Source organism: Tenacibaculum agarivorans, assembly GCF_001936575.1.
In the GTDB taxonomy this organism is placed as follows: Bacteria; Bacteroidota; Bacteroidia; order Flavobacteriales; family Flavobacteriaceae; genus Polaribacter; species Polaribacter agarivorans.
In genome coordinates, this window is sequence record NZ_MSMP01000010.1 from 115,092 (window position 1) to 127,927 (window position 12,836).

Below are 12,836 nucleotides of genomic sequence, written 5' to 3' on the forward strand. Positions count from 1 at the left end.
TTTTAGTCTAGTAGAAACTATTCAGTTTCCAACTCACTTAATTTATTCATTTTTTCGATTAAATCTCCTTGTATAGCTACTACAGCAGATTTAGGAATATTATCTTCATCAAATGGCCATGTACTTGTTGGATTTTTGATGTCTTTGGTTTGCTCACCTGGATGTTGTACACTTAAAAATAATGTTTTTCCATCTGGAGAAAACCAAGGTCCGGTTAACTCAGCATCTCTTGGTGCAGAAGCAACACGAATAACCTTTCCAGCATCTTTTCCGTATCTAGGAATAAGAAATAAACCATTATTTTTAAATGGCATGTATGGTTTGTCCTCTTTATTCATTGAACTTCCTGACATGTCAGTTGTCATCCATAAGTTTCCAGATAAATCAAATGCCAAGTTATCAGGACATGAGAAACCATTTTCTTCTCCACCTGCAATATATGTAGATGCTTTAAAAGTTAAGGCATCGAAAGCACCATTACTTTCTTCTATTTTCATGATGGAACCGTGAAAGTCATTTTTTTCTTTATTATTTGTAAGAGTAACAAGAATATTACCTGTTACAGGGTCTATTTCAATGTCTTCTGGCCTGTTTAATTCAGTAGCTCCTAATAATTTTGAAACTTCTCTAGCTCGAATTAAGACTTCAGTTTGATCTTTAAATTTTTCTTTTAGAATAGGTTGGTTTTCCCAATCTAGTGGCAACCATTTACCGTTGATAGTGTCTGCAACATAAAGAGTTCCTTCTTTTAAAGAACCTGGTTTAGATGAAATAAATTTATATAAGTGTTCATTATTTTTATCATCCCCTGTATAGGCTACAACACGTTTGTCTTTAAGTTCAAATAAAGTACAACATTCATGTGCAAATCTTCCTAGTGCAATATGTTTTTGAGCAGCCCCCGTTTTAGGATCTATTTCTACTACCCAGCCATAATGTTCAGGAGGATAATTGTAGAACTGTTCCCAACCATACCAGCCTGTTCTATGTTTTTCTTTATTATTTTCCTCATATTCAATTTCTCCAAAAAAACCGTCATAATTTTCCTCACAAGTGATGAAGGTATTCCAAGGAGTAATTCCACCAGAACAGTTGGCTAATGTACCTTTTACTGTTGTAGCTCCTTTGATAGGAGAATCCCAGTTTAACTGTATTGGTGTTTGAGCGGTGATACGTCTATTTAATGGATCATTTTTTACAATTTCCCATTTCCCATTTGTTTCTTTTATTCTAACTATAGTTCCTCCAACGGCATACATTTCTTTATCTACTTGCTCTACAGTTCTATGCTTCGACGGATTTTCATAAGCTCTATAGTCAAAATCAGATACAAAAAGTGGATTTATATATTCATGATTAACCCATAGTAAACCATCTTTAGGATTATTTTTATCTAATGGAATAAAACACGTAAAATCATTATTAAAACCAAAAGTATCTGAATTAGAAATAGGATCTCCCCATTTAATTATTGTATGATACTCTAAACCTTCGGTTAATAGTAAATCATCTTTATCAGATGGGGCTAAATTTTTTAAAACAACTTCTTTAAGTTTAGTAAGATAAACTTCTGCAAGTGCTTCAGGTTTAGAAGGTGTTGTTGTATTACCACAACTTGATAAAAGGGGAGGAGCGACTACTACCCCTATTCCTGCTTTGCCTAAAAATGAAATAAATTTTCTTCTATCGTATCCCAAAATGAAACTGTTTTAATATGGTTGATTTTTTAACTAATGAACTTACTTAAGTTAATGATTAAAAAATCGTCTTAAATTAATCTTTAATTACCACGCAAATGTATGGATAATACTTTTATTGCAACTAAGTTGCGATTTAGTTTAACAAAATTTAAGGTTCAGTAAAACTAGAGGAATTAATTGAAAAAATAAATACTCCTAATATTAAAAATAATAAAGGAGTATTTATATAAAGTTAGTTGATTTATGGTGTGGAAATTCTGTACTATATTTTATTGTAAAGCTCCAATAAATATTGTTGCAGCGATTCCAAAACCAGCTCCAGAAACAAAAATGTTCCATGTTGAGTGGTTTCCTTTTAGAATTTTTGAATATACAAATAATAATGCAGTAAAAATTGCAACAATAAATAGTTGACCTACTTCTATACCTAAATTAAAAGCAAATAAAGGTTTAATTATATTACTATTAAACATCATTACTTTAAAATTTGAAGCAAACGCTAATCCATGTATTAAACCAAAAACTAAAGCAATTAAATATTTCACATTTTTATTAGAAAATCTTCCTTCTTTTTGATAGTTCTTTATATTACTAATAGCAGTAATCATGATGGTAAAAGGAATAAGAAGGTCTATGATCTTTGGATTATCTGGGATAAACCCTAATGCACTAATTACTAATGTTACACTGTGTCCTATAGTAAAAGCTGTAATGATTATAAGAATCTGTTTCCATTGATTAAGTTTAAAAGCAGCACATAGTGTCATTACAAACAATAAATGATCATAAGCATTAATATCTACAATATGATGCCAACCATTAGTAAAGAAAGTAGTAAAATTATCCATAGTAATAAATATTAAAAAGTATATGAGAAAGAATTATCAACTTTAGTGCTTTCAACATATTTTGAAGCAAAGAATGGCTTAAAGCGTAACTCGATTCTATTAGATTGTAAGTAACCAAAAGCACTAAAAAGCAGCGTATTCTTTATGTTTATTTTATCTCCTTTTTTAAGTACTAAATCACTTTTGGAAAATTTTATGGTCAATACATTATAGGATTCTTGAACTTCAGAGGTTTCGTAATTAAAAGGTATTTTTCTATTATTAACTTTAATTTCATAAAACTCTTTAAAATAGTTTTCAATTACAGATTTATCTTTTTGAGTTAAATTAGACACGTTCATATCTCTACCAATATCAATTAGAAAATCATCGATAAACACTTTACATTCTACCCTGATATTTTTTTCTTTAGAGTTATACTCTATAAGAGAAGCGGTAACCTTTAAAGGATGTGTAAATGATGAAAAGCTTAAGAATAGTATAGATAGTAAGCAAAATGTATAAAGTTTGCGTTTCAATTGAATTACTTGCATGGTATATTTTGCGCTAATTTTGTTACTTTATTTTTTAGAATCTTAGAGTTTGTGTCTTCTGGATTATAAGCAATAGAAACTTCTTTAGAATTTAGGTTGAGTATAGTTTGTTTAACACCTTTTACTTTGGCTAATCCACCTTCAATTACTTTTTGACAGTTTTTACAGCCGGCTTTTGGTATACTCATTACGAACACAGAATCTTTTTCAGAAACATTTAAAACTCTCTTTTCAGGCCCGATTCTGTTACAAGAAGCTATTATTAATATGATTGAAGTTATAACTAGTATTTTTTCCATGATTTTATATCATTACAATTACTAAACAATTATTTAAATTCGGTTTTACTAAACTGCGTTTTGATGCAGTTTAGATTATATTATGGGGCATTACTGCGATTTAAATACTCTTACTATTAATTTCCCTTCTCTATTAAAGCCCCAATATGTAAAAACAATAGATTGTCCATCTGATCTTTTAACCTCGAATCTATCTCCCTCTTTTAATTTCCCATTAAGTACATCAAATTCAAATTCATCTTTAACTTCTGGTGGTAATTTAGCACCTTGAATATCTTCTCCTTCGTATTCGTAAATTAATTGAATAGGTGTAGGATGTTTAGCCCGAGATGAAGCCATTGTTTTAAATCGGGTTGATTGATCATCTGTTAATCCAGCTTTGGTTTCAGGACTCATCTGTAGTCTGGGATCAAATGGAACCAAAGCAATACCTACTTCCCTCAATTTTTTAAATGCAGTATCAAATTCTTCTCCACCATATGGATTCGCATAGTTGATTCTCATAAATGGATATTTAGTCTTAAGCTCTAACATCAATGGCACACATCGCTCAAGACAAGGGAAATTGTTGATAGTAAGTATTAATGTGTCTTCGTTTACATCAATTCTTCCTTCACTAGCTAATTTTTCAAGTAGAGGTTTCAATTGCTCTTCAGCGTGTCCCTTCTCTGGATTAGATTCTCGTTCATATGCTTGTCCTCCTATTGTGGCTACTGCCCTTGTGTGAGAGGGAAACCCAAAATCTCTTTGACTAGAAGGTTTTGTAGGCAAGGTTACTCCGGTTAATCCAAATCCAGCATCATTGTAGGGTAATCCAAATTGTTTGGCTCTAAAATTGACTTGTTCGAACACACGAGCAATAGTCCAACTTCCATGATCATTTGCATACTGTACCACTTCTCTAATTATTGGTTTAAAACCTTCTCCATAATTATTAAACATATTTTCTAAAGTACGGACAAATCCATCTACATTTTTTTCTGGTTCAGCTAATGAAAATCTTAATGAAGTTGAATTCCAGTCAATTTTTTTTTGAATTACTTGATTTTGAGTAACTGGCGAGGAGTTATTAATACCGTTTGAAAGGAGGGGACTACTTCTGTAAATCTCTTGCAGTTTCCTTTGAGAAACAGCTTCAGATCGATTATCCACTAACTGAAAGGTAGGAACACCTCCATTCAAATTCTGAGAGTTAGTAGCAGAAACTGATTGATTTTTAGTCTCTTGCGTCATGTTAGCGTGAGTATTCATAAAATTTCTTTTGTGTTTTATTTTATTGCCCATAACAAATATATAAAAAACAATGTTAACGCTACTATGTTGCGTTAACATGAAAAGTAAGTATGAAAGGGCATTTATATAAAGGGAATTAAAATCTTTTGCTTTAAATTAAAAAGGTCGGAATACTACATCCCGACCTTTTTAAAATTAAATTATCTTTTTAGAGATCAAAACGATCTAAATTCATCACTTTAGTCCAAGCTTTTACAAAATCATTTACAAATTTTTCTTGTCCATCATCAGCACCATATACTTCACAAATAGCTCTTAATTCTGTATTAGATCCGAAGATTAGGTCAGCTCTAGTTCCTGTAAATTTTTGAACTCCAGTAGCACGATCAGTACCTATAAATTCTTTATCGTCGCTTGAAGTAGCTTTCCAAGTAGTAGAAAAATCTAAGATATTAGTAAAAAAATCATTAGTTAAGCTTCCAATATTTTCAGTGAATACACCATGGTGAGATCCATTGAAATTGCCACCTAATACACGTAATCCACCCACTAAAACAGTCATTTCAGGAATAGACAATGTTAATAGGTTTGCTCTATCAACTAATACATCTTCATCAGCAACATTTTTAAGCTTAGGACTTATATAATTTCTAAATCCATCTGCTAAAGGTTCTAAATGGCTAAATGATTCTATATCTGTCTGTTCTTGAGTAGCATCACCTCTTCCTTGAGAAAAAGGAACTGAAATATCATAGCCCGCATTTTTTGCTGCAGTTTCTATCCCAATATTACCCGCTAATACAATTAAATCAGCCATAGAGATAGTACCATTGAATTCTTTTTGAATACCTTCTAGTGTATTTAAAACTTTGTGTAATTCAGTTGGGTTATTTACTTCCCAATTTCTTTGAGGCTCTAAACGAATTCTTGCCCCATTAGCACCACCGCGCTTATCTGAACCTCTGTATGTAGAAGCAGAAGCCCATGCTGTTTTTACCAATTCAGAAACAGATAAACCTGAAGCTAAAATTAATTTCTTTAAGTTGTCTATATCATCACCGCTCAATGTATAGTTTACTTTTGGTATTGGGTCTTGCCAAATTAATTCTTCAGAAGGAACTTCAGGACCTAAATAACGATCTATTGGCCCCATATCTCTGTGTGTTAGTTTAAACCAAGCACGAGCAAAAGCATCTTCAAAAGCTGCGTGATCTTTATGAAAACGTTCAGAAATTTCTCTGTAAACAGGATCTATTTTTAGAGCCATATCAGCAGTGGTCATCATTAAAGCTTGTTTTCCGTTAGGATCTCCTGCTTTAGGAGCCATTCTTGCATTAGAAGCTGCTGTAGGTGTCCACTGATGAGCGCCAGCAGGACTCTTAGTTAATTCCCATTCATAATTTAATAAAACATCAAAGTAGTCATGGTCCCACTGTGTTGGATTTGGCGTCCATGCGCCTTCAATACCACTTGTAATAGCATCATCTAACACTCCAGTTCCATAACTGTTTTTCCATCCCAAGCTCATTTGTTCTATTGGAGCACCATGTGGTTCTGCACCGACATATTTATCAGGATCAGCAGCACCATGCGCTTTTCCAAAAGTATGTCCACCAGCAACTAAGGAAACTGTTTCTTCATCATTCATTGCCATACGGGCAAAGGTGATTTTTATGTCATGTGCAGATTTTAGCGGATCAGGATTACCGTTAGGTCCTTCAGGATTTACATAAATTAATCCCATATGTACAGCACCTAAATGTCCTTCTAATTCTCCATCGCTAGTATCATAGCGTTCATCATTACCTAGCCATTGGTTTTCACTTCCCCAGTAAATATCTTGTTCTGGCTCCCAAACATCTTCTCTTCCTCCGGCAAATCCAAAAGTTTTGAAACCCATAGATTCTAATGCACAGTTCCCTGCTAATATCATTAAATCAGCCCATGAAATTTTGTTGCCATATTTCTTTTTTACAGGCCATAGTAACAAACGAGCCTTATCTAAATTTCCATTATCGGGCCAACTGTTTAAAGGTGCAAAACGATGTGTTCCAGATCCAGCACCACCTCTTCCATCACCAACACGATAAGTTCCAGCACTATGCCAAGCCATACGAATCATAAATCCTCCATAGTGTCCATAATCAGCAGGCCACCAGTCTTGTGAATCTGTCATTAAATCAATTACATCTTGTTTTAAAGCAGCAAAATCTAAACTATTAAAAGCTTCAGCATAATTAAAATCATTACCCATAGGGTCATTCTTTACTGCATTTTGACGTAATATGTTTAGTTTTAATTCATTTGGCCACCAATCTCTATTGGTAGTTCCGCCACCAGCTGGTTTTTGTTGTGCACTGTGAAAAGGACATTTAGTAATATCTCCTGTGTGTTTGTTACTTTCGTTCATTATGATAGAATTTTAAGTTTGTTCTTGCTCAAAACTACGACAAAACCTTGGATTGTTTTTATCTATATATTTTATATTTAAATAGTTTTTAATTATTTGATTGATTTATTTGTTTGTTTTGTAGTGTTTTATAAAGATACGATAAAAGCGTTTTGGTTAGTATTGAAATTTCTTATGATGAGATAGGATTTTCTTGTAGAATTTCATTTGTTCTGGGGAGATTACACAGTACTTTTGCATTTGTTTTTGAAAAACAATGTAAATATTAATTCAATTTAAAAAATTAAAAAATGGCGACATTAGTTGGAAAAAAATTCCCAGACTTAAACGTTGATGCAATGAACGAAATGGGAGACACGTTCAAATTAAACGTTTTAGAAGAGGCAGTAAACAATAAGAAGAAGGTAGTTTTATTTTGGTACCCAAAAGACTTTACTTTCGTATGTCCAACAGAATTACACGCTTTTCAAGCTGCATTACCTGAGTTTGAAAAAAGAAATACAATTGTAATTGGAGCTTCTTGTGATACTCCTGAAGTACACTTTGCTTGGTTAAACCAATCTAAAGATAATGGAGGTATTGAAGGTGTTACTTATCCGTTATTAGCTGACAGTAACCGTAATTTATCTTCTATATTAGGTATTTTAGATATTACTAATGAAGTATATGATGAAGCTACAGGTACTGTACAAGTAGAAGGAGATAACGTAACCTATAGAGCTACTTATATTATTGATGAAGAAGGTACAGTAGTACACGAAGGTGTAAACCATATGCCAATTGGTAGAAATGTAAATGAATATTTACGTTTGATTGATGCGTATACTCACGTACAAGAAAAAGGTGAAGTTTGTCCGGCTAACTGGGAAGAAGGAAAAGCAGCTATGCAACCAAATGCAAAAGCTACTGCTGAATACTTAGCTGTAAACTAATATTATAACAATATATCAAAGGAGAGTTTCAGATTTCCTGAACTCTCTTTTTTTAAAGAATACAAAAATGGTACAAGAATTAAATAGCGATAATTTAACGAATATCGTTTCAGAAAATAAAACTGTAGTAGTACAATACTCTGCAACTTGGTGTGGTAATTGTAGAATTATGAAACCAAAATTTAAAAAATTAGCAAACGAGAATGAAAATGTTTCTTTTGTAATTGCTGATGCTGAGAAATTTCCTGAAAGTAGACAATTAGCTACAGTTGATAACTTACCTACATTTGCAACTTTTGTTGACGGTAAATTCGTAAATCAAGTTCAAACAAATAAGTTTGAGGTGTTGAAAGAATTAGTAGAAGAAGTAATATAATTATGAAGTTACCAGTAATTAAACATTTGACTTCGTTTATCGAAGAAAATGATCAGGATTATGTTATTGAAACAATTGAAACTTTAGAAGCCCTAACTGAAGTTCCATCATTAAAAGATGAAGAATTAGATGTAATTGGAGAGTTAATCTCTAACATGTATGGAGCTTTAGAGGTGGATAAAATGCTAAAGGAAGGAACTCCAAAAAAAGAAGCCTTAAATAACTTTATGCAACGAGTTTTAGGCTCTATAGATAAATAAAAATCCTAAGTTTTAGCTTAGGATTTTTTTTGATTAATATCTTACAGTTCTATTTGTAATATTTTCGTCATATTTTTTGGCAAACTTTTTCAGTTTTTCTGTGTCAATATTTCCGTCTAAATCAAGAACTTTATTTTTTAATAAGGTTTTGATTACATATTTCCAACCTCTGGCTCTTAATCTACTAGACTCAATTTTAATTTCATCTCTAGAGAAAAATAACTTTTTAAAGTCGTCTTCAATATAACTGTTAGTTCCATTCCTGTCATGAATGAAATCAGCAATTTCCTCTTCATCTTCAAGAGAATATAAGGTGATTTCACTTCCTAAAGATCGTTTTTCATACTTTAGTATTTCTTTTCCATCAACTAAAACTTTTCCTTTTTTAAGTTTCACTTTTTGAGAATATCCATAAGAGGATATAACAATTGCAATAACTAATAATAGTAGATTCTTGTTCATAAATATAATTTTTAAAAGCTACTAATATAGTTTTTTTATGAGAAAAAAATGTATTTTCAAAAAATGAAAATAAAATGTATGAAAACGACTATTCTTAACCTCACGCTATTTTTTACAACTTTACTTATTTATGCGCAAAGACCAGTAGCGGTGAGATCTATTCCTCAAGCCTTGGAAGAGATAGAAAAAGGAAATAAAATTTCATTATCCTTACTGGATGATAAAGCAACTCAATTTCCAGAAGATTTTTTTAAAATCCCTAAAGAAAACATAGTAGCACTAATTATAGATGGTTGTGGTTATACTTCAATTCCAGACAAATTAGCTGACTACAATGAAATAAGTTATTTCAGATATTCTTGGTTTCGCTTCACAGAAGCACCAATTTCTACGATTCCTAAAGTTGTGTTTAAACTAAAAAAATTACAGGCATTAGTATTTGAATCAAAAATAGAAGGAGAGATTTCAGAAGAAATAGGAGAACTTAAAGATTTAAAATTACTGGAATTATATCGAACAAAATTAAAAGAGTTTCCTAAAGCAATTTTAAGGTTAGAAAACCTAAAAGTACTAAACCTTTCTTGTGCAGAGTTTGATGAAATTCCAGAGGAAATATATAAATTGAAAGGATTAACAAAGTTAACATTTGATGGTGGTGCTTGTGGAGCAACTCCTATCAATAAAATTCCAGAATCTATAGGAAAGTTATCTGAACTCAAATCGATTAATTTTGGATATGTAAAAGGAGGATTAGGTTATTTACCAAAATCATTTTTTAATCTTAAAAAGCTAGAATATTTTGGATGTTATGGTTGTGGATTAAAAGCGTTTCCACCACAATTAGGACAGCTGAAAGCACTGAAAAGTATACAATTGACCAATATGGATAGCTTTGGTTTGCTACCAGAAAATTTGTTTACTTTACCAAAAATGAAAAGTTTTACGCTTTTAATTTCTGGAGGAAAAGCAAGTAAAGCTTTAGTAGATCAAAAGAAAAAATTAAATACTTGGGGAACAAAACTAGATAAATACGAAATTGAAATTGAACACTGGGAGTACTAGTATTCTATTATTTTCTTATGCAGTATAATAGAATAACAACCATCTCATAGTTTAACTTAAGATGGTTGTTTTTTATAAGTATTAATATTTTTCAAGAACGATTAGGTTTGAATCATAATGTAAATAAAGTTTTCCATTCTTAATATTATATTTATCTACTTTATAAATTTGAAATAACAATCCCCATTCAGGTTCAGCTATTAAAGTAGTTGTAATGTAGAAAGTAATGGTATTATTGTCACCTAAAGTATAATTACCACCTAAAGAATTAGTGACTGATTTTCCTGACACTTCTCCCTTACCATCCTCATCAGGTAATGTAAGTTTAATATTAATATCACCATTATTGATATTCGACCAAGTATTTTCTTCAGTTTTAGTTATTTTTTTGCCATCAATAATATAGTGGATTACTTTCCAATTGCCTTCAAGGTCTGAACTGTCTGAGAGACCATTATCTTCATTGTTAGAACAACTAGTTATTCCTGTGAAAAAAAGGCATAAGATTAAAAACGTAGTTAGCTTTATAAGCTTTTTCATAATTTTAAATTTAATTTATATTCTATAAGATGCTTAAGTATAAAATTGGTTGCATAATTTTTAGGGATTTTCCTACTGATAAAAATTGTTATAAGTATTTCATTAAATAACTAGGATATACCATCTACTTGTAGAATTAGTTTTTTTCTAGAACTATTGAAGTGGTATCGTAATATAAATAAAGCTTTTCTTCTTTTATTTCATAACGATTTATTTTATATGTTTTAAATAAATCAGTCCATTCTGGTTCTGTTATTTCTGTTGTGAAAATAGAGAAAGCTATCGTATTGTTTTTCCCTAAAGTGTAATCTCCAGTTAAAGAATTAGTAACTGATTTCCCTACAACTTTTCCTTTATGATGTCCATTTATAGGTGCAAGTTCTAGAGTAATATCTCCATTATTGTAATCTGGCCAAGTAGGTTTATCATTTTTAGTAATTGTATTACCGTCAACAATATAATGAACGACTGTCCATTTACCTTCAAGTTTTGAACTGTCTGAAATAATATTGTCTTTATCATCAGAACAACTCATCATTCCTGTTAAAAAAAGGCACAAGGTTAAAAACATAGTTAGCTTGATAAGCTTTTTCATAATTTTTAGATTTAATGTATATTACATAGATGGTGATATTTAAAAAAGGTTGCGTTATTAGTGTTATAGTTTGCAAGTTTTTTTTAGTGCAGAAAGTTGATTGAGTCCCATAAACAAAACAATTAAAGCTATAAATCCTATAAGACGATTACCAATTGTTGAAATTTGAAAAGGGGTGAAAATTAGAATAATACCACTTCCTAAAACCCAAAGAAAGTCTTGTAGTATAATCCATTGAACTGCAATTTTTCTTTGTTTTTTAATTTCATAGACAATTGTTCCTGTGAAATAAAGTAAAACAACGCCGATAACCCAAAATACAGTAGTGTTTTTTAGATTGAATAATGTAGCTATTTTAACATGAGCAACTGTTAAAATAATTCCTGACAAACCAGAGAAAATAGCATTTGCCAAAAGAGATTTTTGAAGAGTATTCATGATGTAAAATTTTGATTTACACAAAATTTGTTCATTTACCTCATTTTTCTCTTAACAAATGGTAAGAAATGAATTAACTTATATTTTTTCGAAGTCTACTTAAGGATTCAGGAGTTACTCCAATCATTGAAGCAATATAATGAAGAGGGACATTTTTGAATAAATCAGGAGATTCTTTTAGTAATATTTCATAACGTTCTAAGGCTGTTGTATGCAATTGAGCAAACATACTTTTTTCTAATAAAGCAAAAGAGTGTGCTAGTAATAGATTATCAAACTCTAACCATTTGATTTCTTGTTTACACAATGCAAAGTGTCTGTCTCTTGATATAGTTTGCAGTGTGCAGTCTGTAATAGCTTGTATATTCCAAAAGTTACTAGTTTGAAAAACAAAGCTAGCTACCGAAGTAATAAATTTTCCTGAAGCCCCAATCCAAAGTGTAATTTCTTTACCATCAACTATATTATACATTCGTAAATAGCCCGATTCAATAAAAGCCATTTTTTTACATATTGAATCTGATTTTAAAAAATATTCTCCTTTCTTTAAAGTGGTAGGCTCAAATTCATTTGTAATTTTATCCAGTACTTCATTGGTTACACTAATAGTAGTTGTAATACAATCCTTAAGTGATTTCATTATATGTTTTATTAGCCAGGTAAATCAATTCGATAAAGATTTTTACCATGTAATTCAATAATTTTATTTTCTATGTATTGAAGTATATCTGGGCAATCATGTTTATAATCTTCACAAGAAATTACTTTTTGTTTATCATTTAATTTGATAGTAATTTTTAAATTACTGGTACATGAATTTTCGCAAGCGTAATTTTCTTTTAAGTGCCATATATTACTTTGTTCTAATTTCAGTATAAATTCCTTTAATTGATATTGTGAGATTTGTTGTTCGGACTTTTTATGATATTTGAGTAAAGTCCTATCATTTTCTTTATAGGGAGTGTTAGATTTTTCTGGTAAGAAATATACCGTAGTGTCTTTCAATATAAAGGAGTCATAGTGAAATGCTCCACGTTCTACAGTAATTTCAAGAAACTTTTGTTGTTTTACCGCTTTATCATTTTTTGGTAAGCAACTTATATAACTACAAGAAACTACTATTAAAAACAGAAGCATCTTTTTCATTG

At 30.9% G+C, this 12,836-nt stretch carries 16 protein-coding genes; 4 read left to right on the plus strand and 12 right to left on the minus strand.

Going from position 1 to position 12,836, the window contains the following annotated elements; translation table 11 throughout:
- Positions 1-17: 17 nt before the first annotated feature.
- The 6 genes from BVC87_RS09540 to katG all read right to left on the minus strand — a co-directional run bounded on the left by BVC87_RS09540 (position 18) and on the right by katG (position 7,023).
- On the minus strand, positions 18-1,697 hold the full coding sequence (locus BVC87_RS09540; protein WP_075342144.1) for a PhoX family protein: 1,680 nt from the start codon (positions 1,695-1,697) through the stop codon (positions 18-20).
- 272 nt (positions 1,698-1,969) lie between these two features.
- Positions 1,970-2,548 (minus strand): HupE/UreJ family protein, encoded by a 579-nt coding sequence (locus BVC87_RS09545; RefSeq protein WP_075342145.1) that lies wholly within the window; start codon positions 2,546-2,548, stop codon positions 1,970-1,972.
- Between the two features lie 11 nt (positions 2,549-2,559).
- Entirely contained in the window at positions 2,560-3,081 is a 522-nt protein-coding gene (locus tag BVC87_RS09550; RefSeq protein ID WP_075342146.1) for a DUF6702 family protein, read from the minus strand.
- On the minus strand, positions 3,072-3,380 hold the full coding sequence (locus tag BVC87_RS09555) for a cation transporter (RefSeq protein WP_075342147.1): 309 nt from the start codon (positions 3,378-3,380) through the stop codon (positions 3,072-3,074). Before BVC87_RS09555 ends, BVC87_RS09550 begins: the two co-directional genes overlap by 10 nt.
- Positions 3,381-3,470: 90 nt before the next feature.
- The gene (locus BVC87_RS09560) at positions 3,471-4,631 is read right to left on the minus strand and encodes a hypothetical protein (protein WP_075342148.1); all 1,161 of its coding nucleotides are present in this window, start codon (positions 4,629-4,631) and stop codon (positions 3,471-3,473) included.
- A gap of 190 nt (positions 4,632-4,821) precedes the next feature.
- A complete protein-coding gene (gene katG / locus BVC87_RS09565; protein WP_075342149.1) occupies positions 4,822-7,023 on the minus strand; it encodes a catalase/peroxidase HPI in 2,202 nt (733 codons plus the stop codon).
- Between the two features lie 290 nt (positions 7,024-7,313).
- Between katG and BVC87_RS09570 the strand changes: the two genes are divergently transcribed.
- From BVC87_RS09570 to BVC87_RS09580, 3 genes are all read left to right on the plus strand, one after another.
- Entirely contained in the window at positions 7,314-7,955 is a 642-nt protein-coding gene (locus tag BVC87_RS09570; RefSeq protein ID WP_075342150.1) for a peroxiredoxin, read from the plus strand.
- A 67-nt stretch (positions 7,956-8,022) separates the two neighbouring features.
- Entirely contained in the window at positions 8,023-8,331 is a 309-nt protein-coding gene (locus BVC87_RS09575) for a thioredoxin family protein (RefSeq protein ID WP_075342151.1), read from the plus strand.
- 2 nt (positions 8,332-8,333) lie between these two features.
- Positions 8,334-8,591: a DUF6952 family protein gene (locus BVC87_RS09580; protein ID WP_075342152.1), complete on the plus strand. Its 258-nt coding sequence runs from the start codon at positions 8,334-8,336 to the stop codon at positions 8,589-8,591.
- Positions 8,592-8,624: 33 nt separating this feature from the next.
- Here the strand turns inward: BVC87_RS09580 and BVC87_RS09585 are convergent, their stop codons facing one another.
- Complete coding sequence (locus BVC87_RS09585; RefSeq protein WP_075342153.1) at positions 8,625-9,053, minus strand: hypothetical protein; 429 nt, start codon at positions 9,051-9,053, stop codon at positions 8,625-8,627.
- Positions 9,054-9,131: 78 nt separating this feature from the next.
- Here BVC87_RS09585 and BVC87_RS09590 point away from each other — a divergent pair, with 78 nt between their 5' ends.
- Entirely contained in the window at positions 9,132-10,115 is a 984-nt protein-coding gene (locus BVC87_RS09590; protein ID WP_075342154.1) for a leucine-rich repeat domain-containing protein, read from the plus strand.
- A gap of 81 nt (positions 10,116-10,196) precedes the next feature.
- Here the strand turns inward: BVC87_RS09590 and BVC87_RS09595 are convergent, their stop codons facing one another.
- From BVC87_RS09595 to BVC87_RS09615, 5 genes are all read right to left on the minus strand, one after another.
- Positions 10,197-10,655, minus strand: a complete 459-nt coding sequence (locus BVC87_RS09595; protein ID WP_075342155.1) for an META domain-containing protein — start codon at positions 10,653-10,655, stop codon at positions 10,197-10,199.
- Positions 10,656-10,791: 136 nt separating this feature from the next.
- On the minus strand, positions 10,792-11,250 hold the full coding sequence (locus tag BVC87_RS09600) for an META domain-containing protein (protein ID WP_143569752.1): 459 nt from the start codon (positions 11,248-11,250) through the stop codon (positions 10,792-10,794).
- 63 nt (positions 11,251-11,313) lie between these two features.
- Complete coding sequence (locus BVC87_RS09605) at positions 11,314-11,688, minus strand: hypothetical protein (RefSeq protein WP_075342157.1); 375 nt, start codon at positions 11,686-11,688, stop codon at positions 11,314-11,316.
- A 73-nt stretch (positions 11,689-11,761) separates the two neighbouring features.
- The gene (locus tag BVC87_RS09610; protein WP_075342158.1) at positions 11,762-12,328 is read right to left on the minus strand and encodes a Crp/Fnr family transcriptional regulator; all 567 of its coding nucleotides are present in this window, start codon (positions 12,326-12,328) and stop codon (positions 11,762-11,764) included.
- Between the two features lie 11 nt (positions 12,329-12,339).
- Positions 12,340-12,834, minus strand: coding sequence for a DUF6438 domain-containing protein (locus tag BVC87_RS09615; RefSeq protein WP_075342159.1), 495 nt, complete (start codon positions 12,832-12,834; stop codon positions 12,340-12,342).
- Between the last annotated feature and the right edge of the window lie 2 nt (positions 12,835-12,836).

Excerpts from the sequence above, each read along its gene's own strand:
- BVC87_RS09545 (WP_075342145.1), bottom strand. The coding sequence starts at position 2,548 with ATGGATAATTTTACTACTTTCTTTACTAATGGTTGGCATCATATTGTA.
- BVC87_RS09550 (WP_075342146.1), bottom strand. The coding sequence starts at position 3,081 with ATGCAAGTAATTCAATTGAAACGCAAACTTTATACATTTTGCTTACTA.
- BVC87_RS09555 (WP_075342147.1), bottom strand. The coding sequence starts at position 3,380 with ATGGAAAAAATACTAGTTATAACTTCAATCATATTAATAATAGCTTCT.
- BVC87_RS09560 (WP_075342148.1), bottom strand. The coding sequence starts at position 4,631 with ATGAATACTCACGCTAACATGACGCAAGAGACTAAAAATCAATCAGTT.
- katG (WP_075342149.1), bottom strand. The coding sequence starts at position 7,023 with ATGAACGAAAGTAACAAACACACAGGAGATATTACTAAATGTCCTTTT.
- BVC87_RS09570 (WP_075342150.1), top strand. The coding sequence starts at position 7,314 with ATGGCGACATTAGTTGGAAAAAAATTCCCAGACTTAAACGTTGATGCA.
- BVC87_RS09575 (WP_075342151.1), top strand. The coding sequence starts at position 8,023 with ATGGTACAAGAATTAAATAGCGATAATTTAACGAATATCGTTTCAGAA.
- BVC87_RS09580 (WP_075342152.1), top strand. The coding sequence starts at position 8,334 with ATGAAGTTACCAGTAATTAAACATTTGACTTCGTTTATCGAAGAAAAT.
- BVC87_RS09585 (WP_075342153.1), bottom strand. The coding sequence starts at position 9,053 with ATGAACAAGAATCTACTATTATTAGTTATTGCAATTGTTATATCCTCT.
- BVC87_RS09590 (WP_075342154.1), top strand. The coding sequence starts at position 9,132 with ATGAAAACGACTATTCTTAACCTCACGCTATTTTTTACAACTTTACTT.
- BVC87_RS09595 (WP_075342155.1), bottom strand. The coding sequence starts at position 10,655 with ATGAAAAAGCTTATAAAGCTAACTACGTTTTTAATCTTATGCCTTTTT.
- BVC87_RS09600 (WP_143569752.1), bottom strand. The coding sequence starts at position 11,250 with ATGAAAAAGCTTATCAAGCTAACTATGTTTTTAACCTTGTGCCTTTTT.
- BVC87_RS09605 (WP_075342157.1), bottom strand. The coding sequence starts at position 11,688 with ATGAATACTCTTCAAAAATCTCTTTTGGCAAATGCTATTTTCTCTGGT.
- BVC87_RS09610 (WP_075342158.1), bottom strand. The coding sequence starts at position 12,328 with ATGAAATCACTTAAGGATTGTATTACAACTACTATTAGTGTAACCAAT.
- BVC87_RS09615 (WP_075342159.1), bottom strand. The coding sequence starts at position 12,834 with ATGAAAAAGATGCTTCTGTTTTTAATAGTAGTTTCTTGTAGTTATATA.